This is a genomic window from Fuscovulum sp. (genome assembly GCA_035192965.1).
Lineage (GTDB): Bacteria > Pseudomonadota > Alphaproteobacteria > Rhodobacterales > Rhodobacteraceae > Paragemmobacter.
Genome location: CP136571.1, coordinates 1,527,306 through 1,544,508, shown reverse-complemented (window position 1 = coordinate 1,544,508; position 17,203 = coordinate 1,527,306). Strand labels below are relative to the sequence as shown.

The window sequence follows — 17,203 nt, the reverse complement described above, 5'->3', positions numbered from 1 at the left end:
TGCAAGCCCGCCTTTTCCTTTCTACGGTATTTGGGAAAGGTTCCGTCTTTGTTAAAGACGCGGCAACGTGCTTTCACGCACATGTCAGGCATTGTTTCAGCAGATCAGTGCGCAGCGCGAAGGGTTTCAACCAGCGCGGCAAGGTCAGGCGGCAGCGGGCTTTCAAACTCCAGCACCTGACCTGTGACGGGGTGGACAAAGCCAAGGGTCGCTGCATGAAGCGCCTGACGGGGGAAGCTGTTGCCCGCCTCGGCCGCTGCATCGCCCACGAGTTTGGGCGCAAGACGGCGACGGCCACCATAGGTTTGATCGCCCAGAAGGGCATGGCCGGCATGGGCCATATGAACGCGGATCTGATGGGTGCGGCCGGTTTCCAGCCAGCATTCCACCAGCGCGGCAGCATTGGTGCCAAAGGATTCGATCACATGCGCGCGGGTAATGGCGTGGCGGCCCGCGCCATCCCAGACCACGGCCTGACGCTGGCGGTCTGTCTTGTGCCGGGCAAGCCCTGTGGCGATACGGACGATGCCACCCGGTTCAAAGCTGACGCCGCGGGTGCCGCGCAGGCGCGGGTCGGCGGCATCGGGCAGGCCGTGGACCAGGGCGATATAGTGGCGGTTCACGGAGTGATCTTCGAACTGCTTGGCCAGCCCGTGATGCGCGCGGTCGGATTTCGCCACGACCAGCAGGCCGGTCGTATCCTTGTCGATGCGGTGGACGATGCCGGGGCGTTTTTCACCGCCAATGCCGGAAAGCGTGTCGCCGCAATGGTGCAGCAGCGCGTTGACGAGGGTGCCGGAAGGGGAACCAGGGGCGGGATGGACGACCATGCCTGCGGGTTTGTCGATCACGATCAGATCGTCATCTTCATAGACCACCGTCAGAGGGATCGCTTCGGGCTGGGCATCGTAATCCTCGGCCGGGGCGAGGATGAGGGTGAAGCTGTCCCCCTCGGCCACACGGGTTTTCGGATCGGTGGCGGGGAGGCCGTCCTTGAGGACGGCGCTTTCGGCGATCATCTTCATCAGGCGGGACCGGGACAGCGCCGCTTCCTCTGGCACCTCGCGCGCGAGGGCCTTATCAAGGCGGTCAGGCGGGTTTGGCCCGATGGTGACGATCAGGGTGGCGGCGCCGTCTTCGATGGCTTCTGGTGAAAGGTCTGGCATGGACGATACTCCTGATCCCGCTGGGCTTCCGCCCAGCCTGACCTTTCTGAAATGGCTGGTCATCGTGCTGATGATCACGATGATCGTGGGTGTCATAACCATCGTCGGCCTGCTTGTCACCCGGATGCCGAGCGGGGCGGGACCGGTGCTGCCCGAGAGCCTGACCCTGCCTGAAGGGGCGAAGGCCGAGGCGGTGACGGTGGGGGCGGATTTCGTGCTGGTCGTGACGACGGATGGGCGGGCGCTTGTCTACGGGCGCAACGGGGCGTTCCGGCAGGAGATTGCGCTGTCAGAGTGAGGCGTCACCCCAAAGGGCAGTGAGGATAGCATCCAGCCCATCGGTCAGCGCGGCGGGGCCGGGTTGCAGGATCAGGGGCGACTTGATTTCATGGATCCGGTTGTTGCGGATGGCGGGAATAGTGTCCCAGCCGGGACGTGCGGCAATGCGGGCGGGGACGACCTTTTTCCCGCACCAAGAGGCGAGGATCACGTCGGGCGCGCGGGGGATCACCTGATCGGGCAACAGGATGCGGTCTTTGGCGGCCTTTTGCGTGGCGAGTTCGGGAAAGGCATCCTGCCCGCCTGCGATCTGGATCAGCTCGGACACCCACCCGATGCCGGAGATGAGCGGTTCATCCCATTCCTCGAACAGCACTTTCGGGCGGTTTGGACGGGGGATGGCAGCGATCCGTTGGAGACGCGCCTCGTAGCTGCGGGCGAGGGTTTCGGCGGTGTCCGTTGCGCCGGTCAGCATCCCGCAGGTGCGGATCATGCGCAGGATGCCCGCAACATCGCGCTGGTTGAAGGCGTGCACCTCGACGCCTTCGCGGATCAGATCGGCCACGATGGGGGCCTGAAGATCGGAGAAGGTCAGCACAAGGTCGGGGTTGAGATCGAGGATCTTGGGGATATCGGCAGAGGTGAAGGCCCCGACGCGGGGCTTTTCGCGGCGGACGCGGGCGGGGCGTACCGCGTAACCGGTGACGCCCACAATGCGGTGATCCTGCCCCAGCAGATAAAGGGTTTCGACGGTTTCCTCGGTCAAGCAGACGATGCGGTGATAAGTCATTTCGCGGCCCTGCGTTCTTCTTCGGCTTTGCGCCAGACTTGCCAGTCGGCAGCGGCGGCGGTGATGGCGCGGCGGGTGGCGGCACCCACCGCCTCGCCTATGGCTGTGTGTAGGCCGGCATAGCGGGTATCGCCCGGATCGCAGGCCAGCGCCGCGCAATCGGTGCCGGTGCCGGTGGCGGTGCCCGTGGGCAGGGTGAGGCCCGCCTCCATCACCGCGGCGGTGCGGGCCTGCACGGCGATGGAGAGCGCCTCAAGCTGGGCGGTTTCCGTGAGGGCGGCGTCAACGGCGGTGCAGAGGTTGATCGTGCCCCAATCGGCGCTGTGATAGGGGCGGCGGGTGCCCACCGCTTCGGCATTCGACAGGCCGACAGTGGCGAGGCAAGTGGCGGTGATGCCGTCCACGGTCACCCCAGCCAGATGGTAGGTGCCGATATCGCGCGAGGTGAGCATACCCACGGCATCGGGCCAAGCCTGCATTTCGCGGGCAAACCACGATTCAACATCGAAATCGCGGGGAAGGTCGGCGTTCTTCACCTCACGCCAGATCACGGACGTGGCGGTGGCAAAGCCGGGGCGGAAGGGGGCCCAGCTGAGCACACGCATGGGGCGCGGCAGGTGGGCGGCAAGCCAGGGGCGGGTGAGGGATGCGCGGATCATCGGGTGACGGAAAGCGGTTGGAAGACGGGGCCATGGGGCGTTTCCGTGTGGAAACCTTGGACGCCAAAGACGCGCGCAAGGAGCGCGTCGGACAGCACGTCACGCGGGGGGCCATCGGCGGCGATGCGACCCGTTTCCAGCATGATGAGGCGCGTGCAATGCCGCGCGGCGAGGCCGAGATCATGGACGGAGGCGATGACAGACCGCCCCTCGGCCGCGAGGTCGGCAAAGACCTGCATGGTGCGGATCTGTGCCGCGGGGTCGAGCCCGGCCACGGGTTCATCGGCCAAAAGGAGCGGCGTTTCCTGCGCCAGTGCGCGGGCGATCAGCACGCGGGCCTGTTCGCCGCCCGACAGTGCGGTGGCGGTGCGTCCGCGAAAGCCCGTCAGACCCATGCGGTCCAGCGCGCGGTCGATGGCGGCCTGATCCTGCGCGCGCAGCAGACCCGCGTGGTGCGGGACGCGGCCAAGGGCGACGATGGAGTCAACGGTTACGGGCCAGGCGATTTCGCGGGCCTGCGGCAGGAAAGCGGCGATGCGGGCGCGGTCCTGCGGCGAGAGGGTGGAGAGATTTGAGCGGCCCAGATGCGGCAGCAGGCCCAAAGCGGCGCGCAAAAGCGTTGTCTTGCCCGCGCCGTTGGGGCCGATCAGACCCACGAACTCCCCCTGCCCCACCGTCAGAGAAATGCCCTCCAAGACCGGGCATTCTCCGCGCTTCACGGTCAGGTTTTCAAGGTGCAGCAGGGTCATGCTTCCACCCCGCGCATGCGCCACAGAAGGTGCAGGAAGAAGGGCGCGCCGATCAGGGCGGTCAGGACGCCAAGCTTCAGGTCCTGATCCGGGGTGATCAGGCGCACGGCGATATCCGAGGCCAGCAGCATGGCCGCGCCGCCCAACATGGCGGCGGGCAGCAGGCGCGAGGGTTGGCCTCCTGTGAGCGGGCGCAGCAGGTGAGGGATCACAAGGCCGACAAAGCCGATGGCCCCCGCCACGGCGACAGAGGCACCGATGGCGGAGGCGGTGCCGAGGATTATCATCAAGCGCAGGCGGCGCAGGCTGACGCCCATGGATTGCGCCGCGTCTTCGCCAAGTGTCAGCGCATCCAGCGCGCGGCCCGTGGACAAAAGCATCACGCTGCCTGCCAGCATGAAGGGGGCGGCGATCCAGACATGGGTCATGGACCGGTCGGCAAGCGAGCCCATCATCCAGTAGACGATTTCCATCACGGCAAAGGGGTTGGCCGAAAGGTTCAGCACGAGTTGGGTTCCAGCCCCGGTGAGCGCCGAAATCGCGATGCCGGCAAGGATCAGCGACAGCGCGCCGCCGCGCGGACCAGCGAGGGCGAGGATCAGCAGGACCGACAAGGCCGCCCCGGCAAGCGCGGCCAGCGGCAGGGCCAGCGTGAAGGCAGCGGCGAGGCCGGTCTGGAGCGAGAGGACCGCGCCCAAAGCGGCGGAAGAAGAGACGCCGATCAGGCCCGGCTCGGCCAGCGGGTTGCGCAGGAAGCCCTGCATTGCGGCACCTGACAGCCCCAGAACGGCGCCGACCAGCAGGCCTAGGATGGCGCGCGGCAGCCGGATCTCTTGCATGACCAGAACGACCGGGCCGCCTTCGCCGCTGAGCAGGGCAGAGAGACTTTCCGACAGGCCCAGCGCCGCGGGACCGATCAAGAGCGAGGCGAGGAACAACACCGCGACCAGCAGTCCAAGCAGGGTGAGGAGGAGGCGTTGAGACATCATTCCGATGCTCCGATCGCCGCGCGTGTCTGGGCCATGGTGCGGATGGCGTTCAGGATATGGGGCGTGCCGCAGACCCAATCGGCATCGCGGACCGAGGCGCGGGCGGCATCGTTGCGGATCGCGTCCAGCGCGGGGTGGGTCAGGATCTCTTCGGCCCGCGACGCGCCGGGATAGGGGGTGGAAGTCACGACGACCGTGGGTTCGGCGATAACCAGCCGTTCCAAGGGCAGGATGCCGCCCCCGGTGAGGCCTGCTTCGGCCCCGACATTGGCAAAGCCGGTGAGGGTGAGGATGGCGTCAGACAAGGTGCCCGATCCCGCGGTATAGCCGTTGGGGTAATACATAGCCGCCGTGACGGGCGCGCCGTCAAAGCCCAGCGCGGCAAGGTCGGATTCAAAGGCCTGCGCCATCGCCTCGCCTTGTTCGGCGCGACCCAAGGCAGTGCCGATCAGGCGCATATGGGCGGCGACATCTTGCAAAGTGTCGGCGGGGGGAAGCTGGACGACCTCGATCCCCAGCCCGCGCAGCAGGTCGACTGAGGCGCGGGCAGTGTAGGTGCCGGCCAGCACGAGATCGGGGTGCATAAGGAAGATCTGTTCCGCCCCGCCCCGGTTGATCGGGTAGGCGCGGGCCTCTTCGACCATGGCAGAGGACAGCGGGTCAAGCGACAGATGGCTGACCGACAGCAACTGCCCGGGGGCAGCCAGCAGCATGGCAAGCTGATCGGTGCAAAGGTTCATCGACACCACCCGTTCGGGCGGCGCCGCCACCGCCGCCCCGGCCCAAAGGGCAAGGGCGACGGGGAGGAGGGGATTAGAACGACGCACGGAGGCCAAGGTGCACTGACCGGCGCGGTGTGGCAAAGTCCTGCACGATTTCGTAGATCTCATCCGTCAGGTTTTCCACTCGCAGATAGAGCTCACGGTCCTGCCCGAGGTCATAGGCGACCTGCGCGCGGTAGACGGTGTAGGTGTCGGAGTCTGCGCCCGCATCCTCTGCGCCCGAGGCATGGACAAGGCCGAAGCTGCCGGTCCACCCATCGCCCAGCTCGGCATCGAGGTTGAGGCTGAGCTGGTTCAGCGGAACGCGTGTCAGAGGCAGCCCGTTGGGACGGCGCGCGTCGGTATAGGTATAGGCACCGACCAGCGTGAGGGTCGAGGTGACCGGCACTTCGAGACCCAGTTCAACACCCTGACGGACCGATGTGCCCGGCAGGTTCACGAGGGTATCCGGAGCGGGCGTCGCGTCATAGGTGACCAGATTGTCAGTCTCTAGCCGGAACAACGTGGCCGACAGCGTGGTGCCATTGAGGAATTCCTGATCAATGCCGATCTCGTAGCTGGTGCTTTCCTCGGGCGTCAGGTTCGGGTTGCCGACGAAGAAACCATAATCGCCATACAGTTCGTCAATCGACGGGGCCCGGAACCCGGTGCCGAATGAGGCGCGCAGGACCGTGCCAAGGCCGACTTGCCAGCTTGCGGCAAGACGGCCAGTGGTGAAGGTGCCGAATTCCGAATGTTCATCCAGACGCAGGGTGGCCGAGACATCGACACCATCTGTGGGCGACCAGAGGGCCTGACCGAAAGCGCCGACCGTTGTGGTATCGCGCGAGCCGCCGGGGATGCGGGTGTAATCCGCGCCTTCCTGCATCGCGTCGATCCCATAGACGAAGGAGAGTCTGTCAGACACCGAGGTGGTGGCGTTCCAGCCCAATGCCCAGCGGTCGCCCGCGAAGAAGGAGTTGCCCTGATCGACATCGACCACGTCGCGCGTCACCCGGAAATAGCTGAGGTCGAACAGATGCTGGGTGTTGCCTGCATCAAGTTCGGCAAAGACCCGGGCGCCGTATTCGTTTTTGGTTTCGGTGTTCGGCAGATCGGCCAAGACGAAAAGCGGGGCGGGGAAGCCGTCAAAGCCGGACGTCGTTTCCTGTGTGAAGGCCGAGCCCCCGATGGTGAGCGTGTCAGACAGTGCATAGCGGGCCGAAAAGGACAGGCGCGTTGCCTCGGACGGGTCGGCCTCGGCGCCGCCGGCGAAGACGGAGAAACCGTCGCTCTGGTAGCGGGTGCCCGAAAAGGCGGTTTCCAGACGGCCTTGCCGTTGCGTCAGGCCATAGCTCAGGATGGCGGTATTGTCGGAGCCGTATTCGGCGAGAAGGTTCTGCTTCTGGCCGTCTTCCTCAAGCCGGTCATGGGTGGTGATGTTGATGACCCCGCCCACGGCAGAGCCGCCCCAGAGTGCGGATTGCGACCCGCGCAGCACCTCGATCCGCGAAATGTCTGCGGCGAGGAGGGAGCCGAAATCGAAGGAGGTTTCGGTCTGCGTCGGATCGGTGACGCGGATGCCGTCGACGAACACGGCGATGTAGCGGCGGTCTGCGCCGCGGATACGAAGGTTGGTAGTCGTGCCGACAGGGCCTTGGGTGGTGACGGTCACGCCCGGGATGCGGTTCAGAACGGCGGCGACGGTGGTGTCGCCCGCCTTTCTGATGGCCTCGGCATCGACGACCTGAACCGAGCTGCCGGTGCGGTTGGCAGCCTGCGCGGTGCGGTTGGGGGTGATCACGATTTCCGGCAGCCGGACATCCCGGTCGGCTGTCTGCGCGTTGACCGGGAATGCTGCGAGGAGTGCGATGAGTGAGACGGAGAGGCGTTGCATGCCTGTTTCCCTTCCTGCGGGCCACGGGGGCCCTGACAAAAACATATGTCTTGGGAAAGGGATGGCCCCTTCCGCCGACGGTGAGTTCGTCACCTCAAGCGGAAAGTCCGCTGCCCGATGCGCTCCCCGCGCCCCGGAAAGGGTGATCACCTTGGCAGGTCTCCTGGCTTGCGGGTCAGGGTTCGGGTGGGCCTTCCCGGGGATAACCCCAGTGGCATATTCCACCATCACTCGCCGCTTACAGTTGCGGGGGCAGCCGCGGATTTGCACCGCGTTCCCTTTTCATCCGACATCTGCCGGAACCGAAGGCACATCCTGCATAGTGCGACTGGAATTGCTGTCAATGGAATATTTTTCGCCGTGTCGGGTTTGAGATGCGGGATGCCGCTTGTGGGCTGCGGGGTGCACGCAAAGTGGATGGTTTTTGCGTAAACCAATGTTTTAGAACGGAAATACGGGATTTCGGCGTGCAGCAAACCGTGCAGCATCCTGTGCAGCAAAGTGTATGCACGCTTCGAACGGGGGGTTAGGGCCGCGTTAACCTTTGGTCCGGCGGAAATCGCAGCGCGGGGGGCGGAAAGCGACGCGCGGGTGGCGGTACGGGGCGGGACCCCGGCATCCTGCCCGGTCCAGCATGAAGAAATGCTGAAGGGGGAGAGCGGGATGATCGGGGATCTGGGGGCGCGGGATGCGACGGCGCTGGCGGAACTGGTCGCGGCCAAGGAAGTGACGCCGGGCGAGTTGCTGGATGCCGCGCTTGCAGCGGTGGCGGCGCGCAATCCGGCGATCAATGCCGTGGTGCTGATGCAGGAGGAGGTGGCGCGGCGGGCCATCGCCTCGGGTCTGCCCGACGGGCCGTTCAGGGGGGTGCCGTTCCTGTTGAAGGATCTGGGGTGCGAGGCGGTGGATTTCCCGTCACATAACGGTTCGCGCTTGCTGGCCGATACACGCTATGGGCGCGACTCGGCGATCTATGCGCGCATCCGGGCGACAGGGGTGGTCACGTTCGGGCGGACCACCAGCCCGGAGGGCGGGATCGGCGCGGCGACAGAGGCGGCGGTCTATGGCGGGCCGACGCGCAACCCGTGGCACACGGATCACACGCCGGGCGGATCGTCCGGTGGTGCGGGGGCGGCGGTGGCCGCGGGGATCGTGGCCTTTGCACATGGGTCGGATGGCGGCGGGTCAGTGCGGATACCGGCGTCGAATTGCGGGCTGTTCGGGTTCAAGCCGACGCGGGCGCGGCTGCCAGACGGGCCTTATGTCGGCGAAGGCTGGGCGGGGATGGCGATTGACGGGTTCCTGACGCGGTCGGTCAGGGATACGGCGGTGATGCTGGATGCCTGCGCAGGGCCGGATCTGGGTGCGCCCTATGTGGCCCCAGCCCTGCGCCGCAGCCATGCCGATGCGATCAGCCGACCGCCGCGCCGGATGCGGGTGATGATCTGCGATACGACCTTCACGGGCGCGGCGATCCACCCCGAGGTGCGGGCCGTGGTGCATCAGGCCGGGCGACTGCTGGAAAGCTTGGGGCATCATGTGGAGCCGGGGCGGCCGCAGGCGGATGTGCCGATGATGATGCGGGCCTGGACGGATATCGTGGGGGTTGGCACCGCACTGGGGGTGCGCAAGGCATTGAAGGGGCGCGAAGCGGCCGGGTTGGTGGAAGGCGTGTCGCGGGGCGCGATGGCCCATGCGGAAGGGTTGCATCCGACGCGCTATCTGGAGGCGGTGGGCGAGATCCACGCCTTTGGCCGCCAGATGGCCGGGGTGTTCGAGGGCCAGTTTGATGTGATCCTGTCGGCCACGCTGGCGGAACCCCCCGCGCAGGTGGGGCGGTTCAATCACGACACCGAGGATTATCTGGCCTATCGGATCGGACCGGGGGGAATCTTTGAATACTCGCCCTTCTGCGCGGTGTTCAACGCCAGCGGCCAGCCGGCGGCGAGCCTGCCCTTGGGGTGGTCCGAAGGGGATCTGCCCATCGGGGTGCATCTGGCCATGCCCTTTGGCGCGGATGAAGACCTGATTGCGCTTTGCGCGGAAATTGAGCGGGCGGCACCCTGGGCCGGGGCGCGGGCCCCGATGGCGGGGCCAGTGGATTCTTAACGCTTGCCAAGCCGAGATTCGCCCGTTCAGATATGATCAAAAGAAAAAGCAGACAAATGGGGAGCGCCAGAGAGTGACCGAAGCCGTCACCATCGAGGCCAGAAACACCGTCAAGGCCTTTGGCCAGGGCGACGCTGCCGTGCGGGCGCTGGACGATGTTTCGATCCAGATCCGCAAGGGCGAGTTCTTTACCCTGCTGGGACCGTCCGGCTGTGGCAAGACCACGCTGCTGCGCCTGATCGCGGGATTCGAGATGCCGACCAGCGGGACGATCCTGCTGGATGGCACGGACATCACCGAATTGCCGCCGAACCGGCGCCCGGTAAATACGGTGTTCCAGAGCTATGCACTGTTTCCGCATCTGAGCGTGGCGGAGAATGTGGGTTTCGGCCTGACAATGCAGGGCCGCCCCAAGGCCGAGGTGCAGGCGCGGGTGGCCGAAATGCTGGCCTTGGTGAAGCTGGAGGCGATGGCGGGGCGCAAGACCAGCCAGTTGTCGGGCGGGCAACAGCAGCGGGTGGCGCTGGCGCGGGCCTTGGCACCGCAGCCGAAGGTTCTGCTGCTGGACGAGCCACTGAGCGCGCTGGACCTGAAGCTGCGCAAAGAGATGCAGGTCGAGTTGAAGCGGTTGCAGACCGAGACCGGGATCACCTTCATCTTCGTGACGCATGATCAGGAAGAAGCGCTGACCATGAGCGACCGGATCGGCGTGATGAGCGCGGGCAAGTTGCAGCAGGTGGGCAGCCCGAAGGAGATCTACACCCGGCCCGTGAACCGCTTTGTCGCCAGTTTCATCGGCGAGACGAATTTCCTGCCCGCCACGGTGGTACCAAGTGGGGTGAAACTGGCCACGGGGGATGTGGTGGAGGTGGCGACGACGCGGCCGGGAACGGTGACGCTGACGGTGCGGCCCGAACAGGTGCGGCTGGTGGCGGCAGGTGAGCAGGGGGCGATAGCGGCGACGGTGAAGTTCCAAGTCTATTTCGGGACGGATACGCATTGCCACCTTGCGCTGGCCGATGGAACCGAGGTGGTGGCACGGCTTCAAAGCCCGGCCAATGGCGAGGCGGGGATCGAGCCCGGGCAGGCGGTGGGCATCCGCTTTGCGCCGGGCGCGGCGCAGGTTCTGGAGGATTGAGGCGATGAGCGCCGCCGAGGAGCGCCTGCGAAAGCAATCGGCCCGCAACGGGTGGCTGTTGTCGTCCCCTGCCCTGCTGTTGCTGATGGTGGCCGCCATCGGGCCGCTGTTCATCATCATCGTCTATTCTTTTCTGACGCCCGGCCAATACGGCAATGTGGTCTGGGAATTCAGCTGGGATGGCTGGGTGAGCATGATGTTCACGCGCGACATCTTTGACGGCACGCTGGGGCTTGCGGATGCGCATCTTTCGATCTTCTGGCGGTCGGTGAAGCTGTCCTTGCTGACAACGGCGGCGACCTTTGCGCTGGGCTTTCCGACGGCCTGGTTCATCGCCACGCGTCCGCCCCGGCAACGGGGGTTGTGGCTGTTTCTGATCACCATTCCGTTCTGGACGAACCTGCTGATCCGGACCTTCGCGATCATGGAGGTGATCCGTCAGGAAGGGGTGCTGAACACGTTCCTGTTGTGGACCGGGGTGATCAACGAGCCTTTGGCGATCATCTATACTGATACAGCGGTGCTGATCGGGATGGCCTATGTCTATTTGCCGCTGATGGTGCTGCCCCTGTTTGCAGCGATCGACCGGTTCGACATGCGCCTTCTGGAGGCGGGGTACGATCTTTACGCGACGCGCTGGCAGGTGTTGCGGCGGGTGATCCTGCCCATCGTGAAGCCGGGGATCATCGCCGGATCCATTCTGGTCTTTGTGCCGTCGCTGGGGGCTTATGTCACCCCGCGCGTGCTGGGTGGCGGCAAGAACATGATGATCGGGAATTTCATCGAATTGCAGTTTCTGGCAGGGCGGAACTGGCCGCTGGGGGCGGCACTGTCGGTGACGCTGCTGGTCATCGTGACGGTGGCGCTGCTGATCTATGTGCGGGCCGCGAACCGGGGGAGCAATCCGCATGGCTGAGCGGCGGTTCGAGGTGGCGCGCATTCCCGGCTTTGCCTTGGTGGCGGTGGCGACCTTCGTAATGCTTTATCTGCCCATCGCGACGCTGGTGGCATTTTCCTTCAACGCGGGCAACAGCATCGCGGTATGGGAAGGGTTTTCGCTGCATTGGTATGAGGATGCGTGGGACAATCAGGCGGTGAAGGATGCGACCGGGCGGTCGCTGCTGATCGCGGTCTGCGCGGCGGTGATATCGACGACGGTGGCGACGCTGGCCGCGCTGGGCACGACGCGGCGGGCGAAGTTCCGGGGCGAGACTTTCATCTATGTGGCGATCAACCAGCCGCTGATGGTGCCCGAGATCGTGACGGCGGTGGCGCTGATGATCCTGTTCGGGATGGTAAAGGTCGCAACGGGCTATCAGGGGCTTGGCTACCTGATCCTGGCGCATTCGGCATTCTGCATTCCCTTTGCCTATCTGCCGATCCGGGCGCGGCTGGAGGGGATGGACCTGTCGCTGGAGGCGGCGGCGACGGACCTTTACGCCTCGCCCTGGCAGACGTTCCGGCATGTGACGCTGCCTTTGCTGGGGCCGGGGATTTTGGCGGGGGCGATGCTGGCCTTCGTGATTTCGCTGGATGACGTGATCATCACCGAATTCGTGAAATCGGGCGGGCAGGATACGCTGCCCACCTACATGCTGGGGCAATTGCGCCGGACGATGACGCCCGAGGTGAATGCGATTTCCACCGCCTTGCTGGCGCTGACGGTGGTGCTGTTGACGGCCTTTTTCCTGCTGACGCGGAAACGGGACTGACAGGAAAGAAAAACGAAACCAACAAGGGAGCAACTGCAATGAAAAGACTGATGACGGCGAGCGCGCTGCTGATGGCCACCACGGCCATGGCGCAGGCGGAAGGGCAACTGAACCTGTACAACTGGGGCAACTATACCAGCCCCGAACTGCTGGAGAAGTTCAAGGCCGAGACGGGCATCACCGTTACGGTGACGGATTACGACAGCAACGACACTGCTCTGGCCAAGGTTGAGGCGGGCGGCCACGGGTTCGATCTGGTGGTGCCTTCGGCCAACTATGTGCCGATCTGGGTGGAAAAGGGGCTGATCGTCGAACTGGACGCATCCAAGCTGCCGAACAAGGCCAATATCGCGCCGGAATGGGCGGATGTGGCCTGGGATCCGGGTCGTGCGCATACGATTCCGTGGCAGTGGGGATCGACCGGGGTGGCGGTGGATACGGCCGTCTATCCGGGCGACATCAACACCAGCGCCGTCTGGCTGGAGGTGCCGGAGGAGTTGAAGGGCAAGATCAACGTGGTGCCGGAGATGAATGACATCGTGGCGATGGCCACGATGTATGCGGGTGGCGAGCCCTGTTCGGAAGATGCGGAAGTGCTGAAAAAGGCGCGCGACCTGCTGGTGGCGGCCAAGCCCAACTGGATCAGCATGGATTACGGCGCGACCGAGCGGCTGTCGAACGGCGATTGGGCGGGATCGGTGAACTGGAACGGATCCACCATGCGCGCGCGGATCGCCAATGCGACGGTGGCCTATGGCTATCCGAAGGAAGGCTATCCCCTGTTCATGGACTCGGTGGCCCTGCTGTCGGATGCGCAGAATGTGGAAGAAGCCTACAAGTTCCTTGATTTCATCATGGTGCCGGAGAATGCCGCGATGATTTCTTCCTTTGCGCGTTACGCGAACGGGATTGCCGGATCGGAAGCCTTCATGCCCGAGGACATGAAGACCGCGCCGGAAGTTGTGATCCCGGAAGAGCACAAGGCGGCGGGCGTTTTCCTGCCGACCTGCACCGGCAAGGCGCAGGAGTACATCACTGCGATCTGGACCGAATTGCAGAAGTGATCCAGCGGAGTGCCGCCCCCGCAAGGGGCGGCACATGTCTTTTAGGTCACGGGCGCGGGCCTTCGCCCGCGCCCGTTCCAGTTGGGGCGCTGCCCCAAACCCCGGAGTATTTGAGCCAAGATGAAGACCATGGAGATTTGTGAACTTTCGGCATCACGCCTTTCACGGCTGATCGCGACGGGAGAGGTGCGGCCATCTGAGGTGATGGAGGCCACGCTGGCGCGGGTGGCGGCGGTGAACGGGGCGGTGAATGCCATCGTTTCAATGCCGGATGCGGATGTGCTGATGGATCAGGCGCGGGCGGCGGATGATGCGCCGCGCCGGGGCTGGCTGCACGGAATTCCCATGGCGGTGAAGGATCTGGTGGCGGTCAAGGGGATACGCACGACCTGGGGGTCGCCGATCTTTGCCGATCACGTTCCGGTGGCCGATGACCTGTTGGCAGCGCGGATGCGGGCGGCGGGGGCGATCTTCATCGGCAAGACCAATACGCCGGAATGGGGGCATGGCAGCCATAGCTTCAACCCGGTGCATGGGGTGACGCGCAATCCCTATGACCTGACGCGCACGGCGGGGGGATCATCGGGAGGCGCGGCGGTGGCGCTGGCGTGCCGGATGGTCGCGGTGGCTGACGGGTCAGACATGATGGGATCGCTGCGCAATCCGGCGGGGTGGAACAACGTTTATGGTTTCCGCCCGTCCTACGGGTTGGTGCCAGCCGATGCGGTGGGGGCGACGTTTCTGGCCACGATGGCGACCGAGGGGCCGATGGCGCGGACGGTGGAGGATGTGGCGCGGCTTTTGGAGGTGCAGGCGGGGGTGAACCCGGAAGTGCCCTTCGGGCGTGCGGCGGAGCCGTTTGGTGACCTGCTGGACATCGATATGCGGGGCAAGCGGATCGGCTGGCTCGGCGATTGGGGCGGCGCCTATGGGTGTGAGCCGGGGATAATTGAGCTGTGCGAAGCGGGGTTGCGGGTGTTCGAGGAGATGGGGGCGGTGGTGGAGCCGGTGGCCCCCCCCTTTCCGGCGGAACAGCTGTGGTTTGCCTGGACGACGATCCGGGCGATGCTGAATGCGGGCGACAAGCAGGCGATGGCGGCGGACCCGGCCAAGCGGGCGCTGATCAAGCCGGAAAGCCTGTGGGAAATCGAACAGGGAACGAAGGTTTCGGCGGCGGAGTTCCATGCCGCGAATGTCATTCGATCACGGTGGTATGCGCGGGCGGCCAAGCTGTTCGGCGACTATGACGCGCTGGTGATGCCGACGGCGCAAGTCTGGCCTTTTCCGGTTGAGTGGCGCTGGCCACAGTCGATCAACGGCCGGGCAATGGACACCTATCACCGCTGGATGGAGGTGATGATACCGGTGGGCCTGGCGGGGTTGCCCGCCTTGAACGTGCCAGTGGGGTTTGGCGCGCAGGGGCTGCCGATGGGGATGCAGGTCTTCGGAGCTTTTGGAGCGGATGCCAAGGTGTTGGCCATGGGGCAGCAATATCATCTGGCGACAGATTGGCCGGGGCGGCGCGCGCCATTCTTGGAAACAACGGCGCTATAGATCGTAGCGGGCGAGTTCGCTGTAGACGCTGCCCTGCTTTGTCTGGCGGGACTCGAACAAGATGAAGTGATCGACCTGCCATGCGGGTGTGGTGAAGGTGCTGCCCGCCGCAATGGCGCGTTCGAGACGGAAGGTATCTTCGGTTCCCGGGGGGAGGAAGCGGCCGAGCGTGACGTGGGGGTGGAAGCGGCGGCGTTCCGTGACAATCCCGGCGCTGCGGGCGGCGTGGTCGAGTTTCGCTTGCAGGCGGGTGAGCGGTTCGGAGGGGGCAACGCCGGCCCAGGCGGCGCGGGGTTTGGCGCCACCAAAGAGGCCGAGGGATTTCAGGGACAGTGGAAAGGGTGGAACGCGGGTTTGAGCGAAGCGTTCATGCGCGGCCTCCAGCACGGGTTCGGGCTGTTCGCCCAAGAAAACGAGGGTGAGGTGGAAGCCGTCAGGATCGGTCTTTTTCGGCAGGGGCAGCAGGAATTGCTGCACGCGCAGCGCGGAGAGGGCCTCTTCCGGCAGGGGAAGGGCGAGGAAAGCGCGGATCATCGGCGGGCCAGATGGGCGAGGCGGTCGCGGATTTCGGGGCGGACGGGGCCTTCGCGCGGGGGGTCGAGAAGCGTGGTGAGCATGTGCGGTTCCGGAGCCGGGCGGGTGCCGCCGCCCCATGACAGGGCGCGGAGGATGGCGGCCGCATCGTCGGGCAGGTGGTCGGGGATTTCAAGGCCGTTGAGCGCGGCCCAGAGTGCCGTCCAGCAGCGGCCCACGGACCATGGGTTGTACCCGCCGCCGCCCAGCAGCAGGAGACGGGGCGCGAGGGGGCGGATTTCGGTGAGCGCCTCAAGATAGGCGCGGTTGGACAGGGCCAGGCGGGAGAGCGGGTCTTCCATCAAGGAGTCGGCCCCGGCTTGCAGGACGATGGCCTGCGGCCTGTGCGCGGCGAGGCGGGGGAGGATGAGGCCATGGAGGACGGCGCGGGCCTCGGTATCGTTGTAGCCGCGCGGGACGGGGAGGTTGAAGGCGTTGCCCCCGGCATCATCGGAGAGTGCGCCGGTAAAGGGCCAGCGGTTTTCTTCATGGACCGAGATCATCAGCAGGTCGGGATCGCCTGCAAAGGCGGGCTCTACGCCATCGGGGTGGTGGGCGTCGATGTCGATATAGGCGAGGCGTTGCAGCCCGGCATGGCGCAGCGCCATGAGGGCGAGGACGGGGTCGTTGAGGTAGCAGAACCCATTTGCGCGATCAGGCAAGCCGTGATGGGTGCCTCCGCCGGGAACGTGGATCGCGCCTGCCGGATGGGTGGCAAGCAGTTCGGCGGCAAGTATGACGCCGCCTGCGCCAGTGGCAGGGCGGCGGAACATTTCTGGGAAAATCGGGTTGGAGGTGGTTCCGAGGTGGTGGCGGGCGCGGGTGTCGGCATCGACATGGCCGGTTGCCTCGGCCTGTTGGAGGGCGGCGATATAGGCGTGCGTGTGATAGGCAGTCAGCGCGGCGGGCTTGGCGCGCGGGCTTTGGCGGAACCGGTCCGGCGGCAGCCAGCCCAAGGTGCGGGCAAGGTCCATCACGGTGGAGACGCGGGGCACGCGCAGGGGGTGGGTCTGCCCGTAGGAGGAGCCGCGATAAATGCCCGAGCCGAGGAAAAGCGGCCCCGGAAGGGCCACCGAAGCGGAAGATGTCACGGCAGCAGGGCTTCGATCTTTTCCACGACGGGGGCGGCGGTGGGGCGCATCACGCTGCCCCAGGTGGCGACAACCGCGCCATCGCCATCCAGCAGAACCTTGTTGAAGTTCCAGTTGGGTTCGAACCCTTCGGTCGTGGCGAGCCACTGGTAGAAGGGGTGGGCAGCCGCGCCACGGACGGGGGTGATGTCCGTCATCGGGATGGTCAGGTCGAAGTTGACGGCGCAGAATTCCTTGACCTCATCCGCGGAGGCGAGTTCCTGGCGGAAATCATCCGAAGGCACAGCAAGGACGACGAGGCCACGGGTGGCGTATTCATCATGCAGGGCCTGAAGATCATCGAACTGCGCGGCAAACCCGCAAAGCGAAGCGGTGTTGACCACCAGAACCGGCTGCCCCTTGAAGGTATCAAGGTCGATGGTGCCGCCGTCAATCGAGGGAAAGCTGAACCCGGCGACCGCGGCCACAGGCAGAAGAGCCAGCGCAGCAGAAGCGAGGGTAGTGGACATCGCACGAGGAAAAAGGCGCATCGCGGCTTCCTGAAATGGCTTGGCTTTACGTTATCAGGCGCAAGATAAGGCGGGTAGGGCCAAGGTCAACGCGACCTTGGCATGAAGCAAATGGCGGCACGGGCGTGAAATGCTGTCGTAAGTGGCATATTGCCGACAAAAT

At 65.3% G+C, this 17,203-nt stretch carries 17 protein-coding genes and 1 riboswitch; of the genes, 7 read left to right on the top strand and 10 right to left on the bottom strand.

Annotation, left to right across the window (positions count from 1 at the left end; translation table 11 throughout):
• Positions 1 to 104 precede the first annotated feature (104 nt).
• Positions 105 to 1,166 (bottom strand): RluA family pseudouridine synthase, encoded by a 1,062-nt coding sequence (locus tag RSE12_07610; protein WRH64190.1) that lies wholly within the window; start codon positions 1,164 to 1,166, stop codon positions 105 to 107.
• Here RSE12_07610 and RSE12_07605 point away from each other — a divergent pair.
• The gene (locus RSE12_07605) at positions 1,165 to 1,464 is read left to right on the top strand and encodes a DUF6476 family protein (GenBank protein ID WRH64189.1); all 300 of its coding nucleotides are present in this window, start codon (positions 1,165 to 1,167) and stop codon (positions 1,462 to 1,464) included. The genes RSE12_07610 and RSE12_07605 overlap by 2 nt on opposite strands.
• On the opposite strand, the gene RSE12_07600 is transcribed toward RSE12_07605, so the two are convergent.
• From RSE12_07600 to RSE12_07575, 6 genes are read right to left on the bottom strand one after another with little or no spacing between them, the layout of a single operon-like run.
• A complete protein-coding gene (locus RSE12_07600; GenBank protein WRH64188.1) occupies positions 1,456 to 2,235 on the bottom strand; it encodes a cobalamin-binding protein in 780 nt (259 codons plus the stop codon). The genes RSE12_07605 and RSE12_07600 overlap by 9 nt on opposite strands.
• Positions 2,232 to 2,894: an adenosylcobinamide amidohydrolase gene (locus RSE12_07595; protein WRH64187.1), complete on the bottom strand. Its 663-nt coding sequence runs from the start codon at positions 2,892 to 2,894 to the stop codon at positions 2,232 to 2,234. The genes RSE12_07600 and RSE12_07595 overlap by 4 nt, the downstream gene beginning before the upstream one ends.
• Positions 2,891 to 3,643: an ABC transporter ATP-binding protein gene (locus RSE12_07590; GenBank protein WRH64186.1), complete on the bottom strand. Its 753-nt coding sequence runs from the start codon at positions 3,641 to 3,643 to the stop codon at positions 2,891 to 2,893. The genes RSE12_07595 and RSE12_07590 overlap by 4 nt, the downstream gene beginning before the upstream one ends.
• Entirely contained in the window at positions 3,640 to 4,629 is a 990-nt protein-coding gene (locus RSE12_07585; protein WRH64760.1) for an iron ABC transporter permease, read from the bottom strand. Before RSE12_07585 ends, RSE12_07590 begins: the two co-directional genes overlap by 4 nt.
• A complete protein-coding gene (locus RSE12_07580; protein WRH64185.1) occupies positions 4,629 to 5,459 on the bottom strand; it encodes an ABC transporter substrate-binding protein in 831 nt (276 codons plus the stop codon). The genes RSE12_07585 and RSE12_07580 overlap by 1 nt, the downstream gene beginning before the upstream one ends.
• Positions 5,446 to 7,290, bottom strand: coding sequence for a TonB-dependent receptor (locus RSE12_07575; GenBank protein WRH64184.1), 1,845 nt, complete (start codon positions 7,288 to 7,290; stop codon positions 5,446 to 5,448). The genes RSE12_07580 and RSE12_07575 overlap by 14 nt, the downstream gene beginning before the upstream one ends.
• Positions 7,291 to 7,425: 135 nt before the next feature.
• A riboswitch (cobalamin riboswitch) is annotated at positions 7,426 to 7,612 on the bottom strand.
• Between the two features lie 341 nt (positions 7,613 to 7,953).
• Here RSE12_07575 and RSE12_07570 point away from each other — a divergent pair.
• The 6 genes from RSE12_07570 to RSE12_07545 all read left to right on the top strand — a co-directional run bounded on the left by RSE12_07570 (position 7,954) and on the right by RSE12_07545 (position 14,867).
• Positions 7,954 to 9,399, top strand: coding sequence for an amidase (locus RSE12_07570; protein WRH64183.1), 1,446 nt, complete (start codon positions 7,954 to 7,956; stop codon positions 9,397 to 9,399).
• Positions 9,400 to 9,472: 73 nt separating this feature from the next.
• Positions 9,473 to 10,537: an ABC transporter ATP-binding protein gene (locus RSE12_07565; protein ID WRH64182.1), complete on the top strand. Its 1,065-nt coding sequence runs from the start codon at positions 9,473 to 9,475 to the stop codon at positions 10,535 to 10,537.
• A 4-nt stretch (positions 10,538 to 10,541) separates the two neighbouring features.
• Complete coding sequence (locus RSE12_07560) at positions 10,542 to 11,453, top strand: ABC transporter permease (protein ID WRH64181.1); 912 nt, start codon at positions 10,542 to 10,544, stop codon at positions 11,451 to 11,453.
• Positions 11,446 to 12,249, top strand: coding sequence for an ABC transporter permease (locus RSE12_07555; GenBank protein WRH64180.1), 804 nt, complete (start codon positions 11,446 to 11,448; stop codon positions 12,247 to 12,249). Before RSE12_07560 ends, RSE12_07555 begins: the two co-directional genes overlap by 8 nt.
• Before the next feature lie 38 nt (positions 12,250 to 12,287).
• Positions 12,288 to 13,313, top strand: coding sequence for an extracellular solute-binding protein (locus RSE12_07550; GenBank protein WRH64179.1), 1,026 nt, complete (start codon positions 12,288 to 12,290; stop codon positions 13,311 to 13,313).
• 129 nt (positions 13,314 to 13,442) lie between these two features.
• Positions 13,443 to 14,867, top strand: a complete 1,425-nt coding sequence (locus RSE12_07545) for an amidase (GenBank protein ID WRH64178.1) — start codon at positions 13,443 to 13,445, stop codon at positions 14,865 to 14,867.
• On the opposite strand, the gene thpR is transcribed toward RSE12_07545, so the two are convergent.
• Genes thpR through RSE12_07530 form a run of 3 tightly spaced genes read right to left on the bottom strand, consistent with a single transcriptional unit; the run spans position 14,862 to position 17,040 of the window.
• Positions 14,862 to 15,401 (bottom strand): RNA 2',3'-cyclic phosphodiesterase, encoded by a 540-nt coding sequence (gene thpR, locus RSE12_07540; GenBank protein ID WRH64177.1) that lies wholly within the window; start codon positions 15,399 to 15,401, stop codon positions 14,862 to 14,864. The two genes, RSE12_07545 and thpR, sit on opposite strands and share 6 nt — an antisense overlap.
• Positions 15,398 to 16,531 (bottom strand): acetoin utilization protein AcuC, encoded by a 1,134-nt coding sequence (locus tag RSE12_07535; protein WRH64176.1) that lies wholly within the window; start codon positions 16,529 to 16,531, stop codon positions 15,398 to 15,400. The genes thpR and RSE12_07535 overlap by 4 nt, the downstream gene beginning before the upstream one ends.
• Positions 16,528 to 17,040: a glutathione peroxidase gene (locus RSE12_07530; protein ID WRH64175.1), complete on the bottom strand. Its 513-nt coding sequence runs from the start codon at positions 17,038 to 17,040 to the stop codon at positions 16,528 to 16,530. Before RSE12_07530 ends, RSE12_07535 begins: the two co-directional genes overlap by 4 nt.
• Positions 17,041 to 17,203: the final 163 nt, after the last annotated feature.

Bases quoted from the DNA above. Each gene is read 5' to 3' on its own strand.
- RSE12_07605 (WRH64189.1), top strand. From the start codon at position 1,165: ATGGACGATACTCCTGATCCCGCTGGGCTTCCGCCCAGCCTGACCTTT.
- RSE12_07610 (WRH64190.1), bottom strand. From the start codon at position 1,166: ATGCCAGACCTTTCACCAGAAGCCATCGAAGACGGCGCCGCCACCCTG.
- RSE12_07600 (WRH64188.1), bottom strand. From the start codon at position 2,235: ATGACTTATCACCGCATCGTCTGCTTGACCGAGGAAACCGTCGAAACC.
- RSE12_07595 (WRH64187.1), bottom strand. From the start codon at position 2,894: ATGATCCGCGCATCCCTCACCCGCCCCTGGCTTGCCGCCCACCTGCCG.
- RSE12_07590 (WRH64186.1), bottom strand. From the start codon at position 3,643: ATGACCCTGCTGCACCTTGAAAACCTGACCGTGAAGCGCGGAGAATGC.
- RSE12_07585 (WRH64760.1), bottom strand. From the start codon at position 4,629: ATGTCTCAACGCCTCCTCCTCACCCTGCTTGGACTGCTGGTCGCGGTG.
- RSE12_07575 (WRH64184.1), bottom strand. From the start codon at position 7,290: ATGCAACGCCTCTCCGTCTCACTCATCGCACTCCTCGCAGCATTCCCG.
- RSE12_07570 (WRH64183.1), top strand. From the start codon at position 7,954: ATGATCGGGGATCTGGGGGCGCGGGATGCGACGGCGCTGGCGGAACTG.
- RSE12_07560 (WRH64181.1), top strand. From the start codon at position 10,542: ATGAGCGCCGCCGAGGAGCGCCTGCGAAAGCAATCGGCCCGCAACGGG.
- RSE12_07555 (WRH64180.1), top strand. From the start codon at position 11,446: ATGGCTGAGCGGCGGTTCGAGGTGGCGCGCATTCCCGGCTTTGCCTTG.
- RSE12_07550 (WRH64179.1), top strand. From the start codon at position 12,288: ATGAAAAGACTGATGACGGCGAGCGCGCTGCTGATGGCCACCACGGCC.
- RSE12_07545 (WRH64178.1), top strand. From the start codon at position 13,443: ATGGAGATTTGTGAACTTTCGGCATCACGCCTTTCACGGCTGATCGCG.
- thpR (WRH64177.1), bottom strand. From the start codon at position 15,401: ATGATCCGCGCTTTCCTCGCCCTTCCCCTGCCGGAAGAGGCCCTCTCC.
- RSE12_07530 (WRH64175.1), bottom strand. From the start codon at position 17,040: ATGTCCACTACCCTCGCTTCTGCTGCGCTGGCTCTTCTGCCTGTGGCC.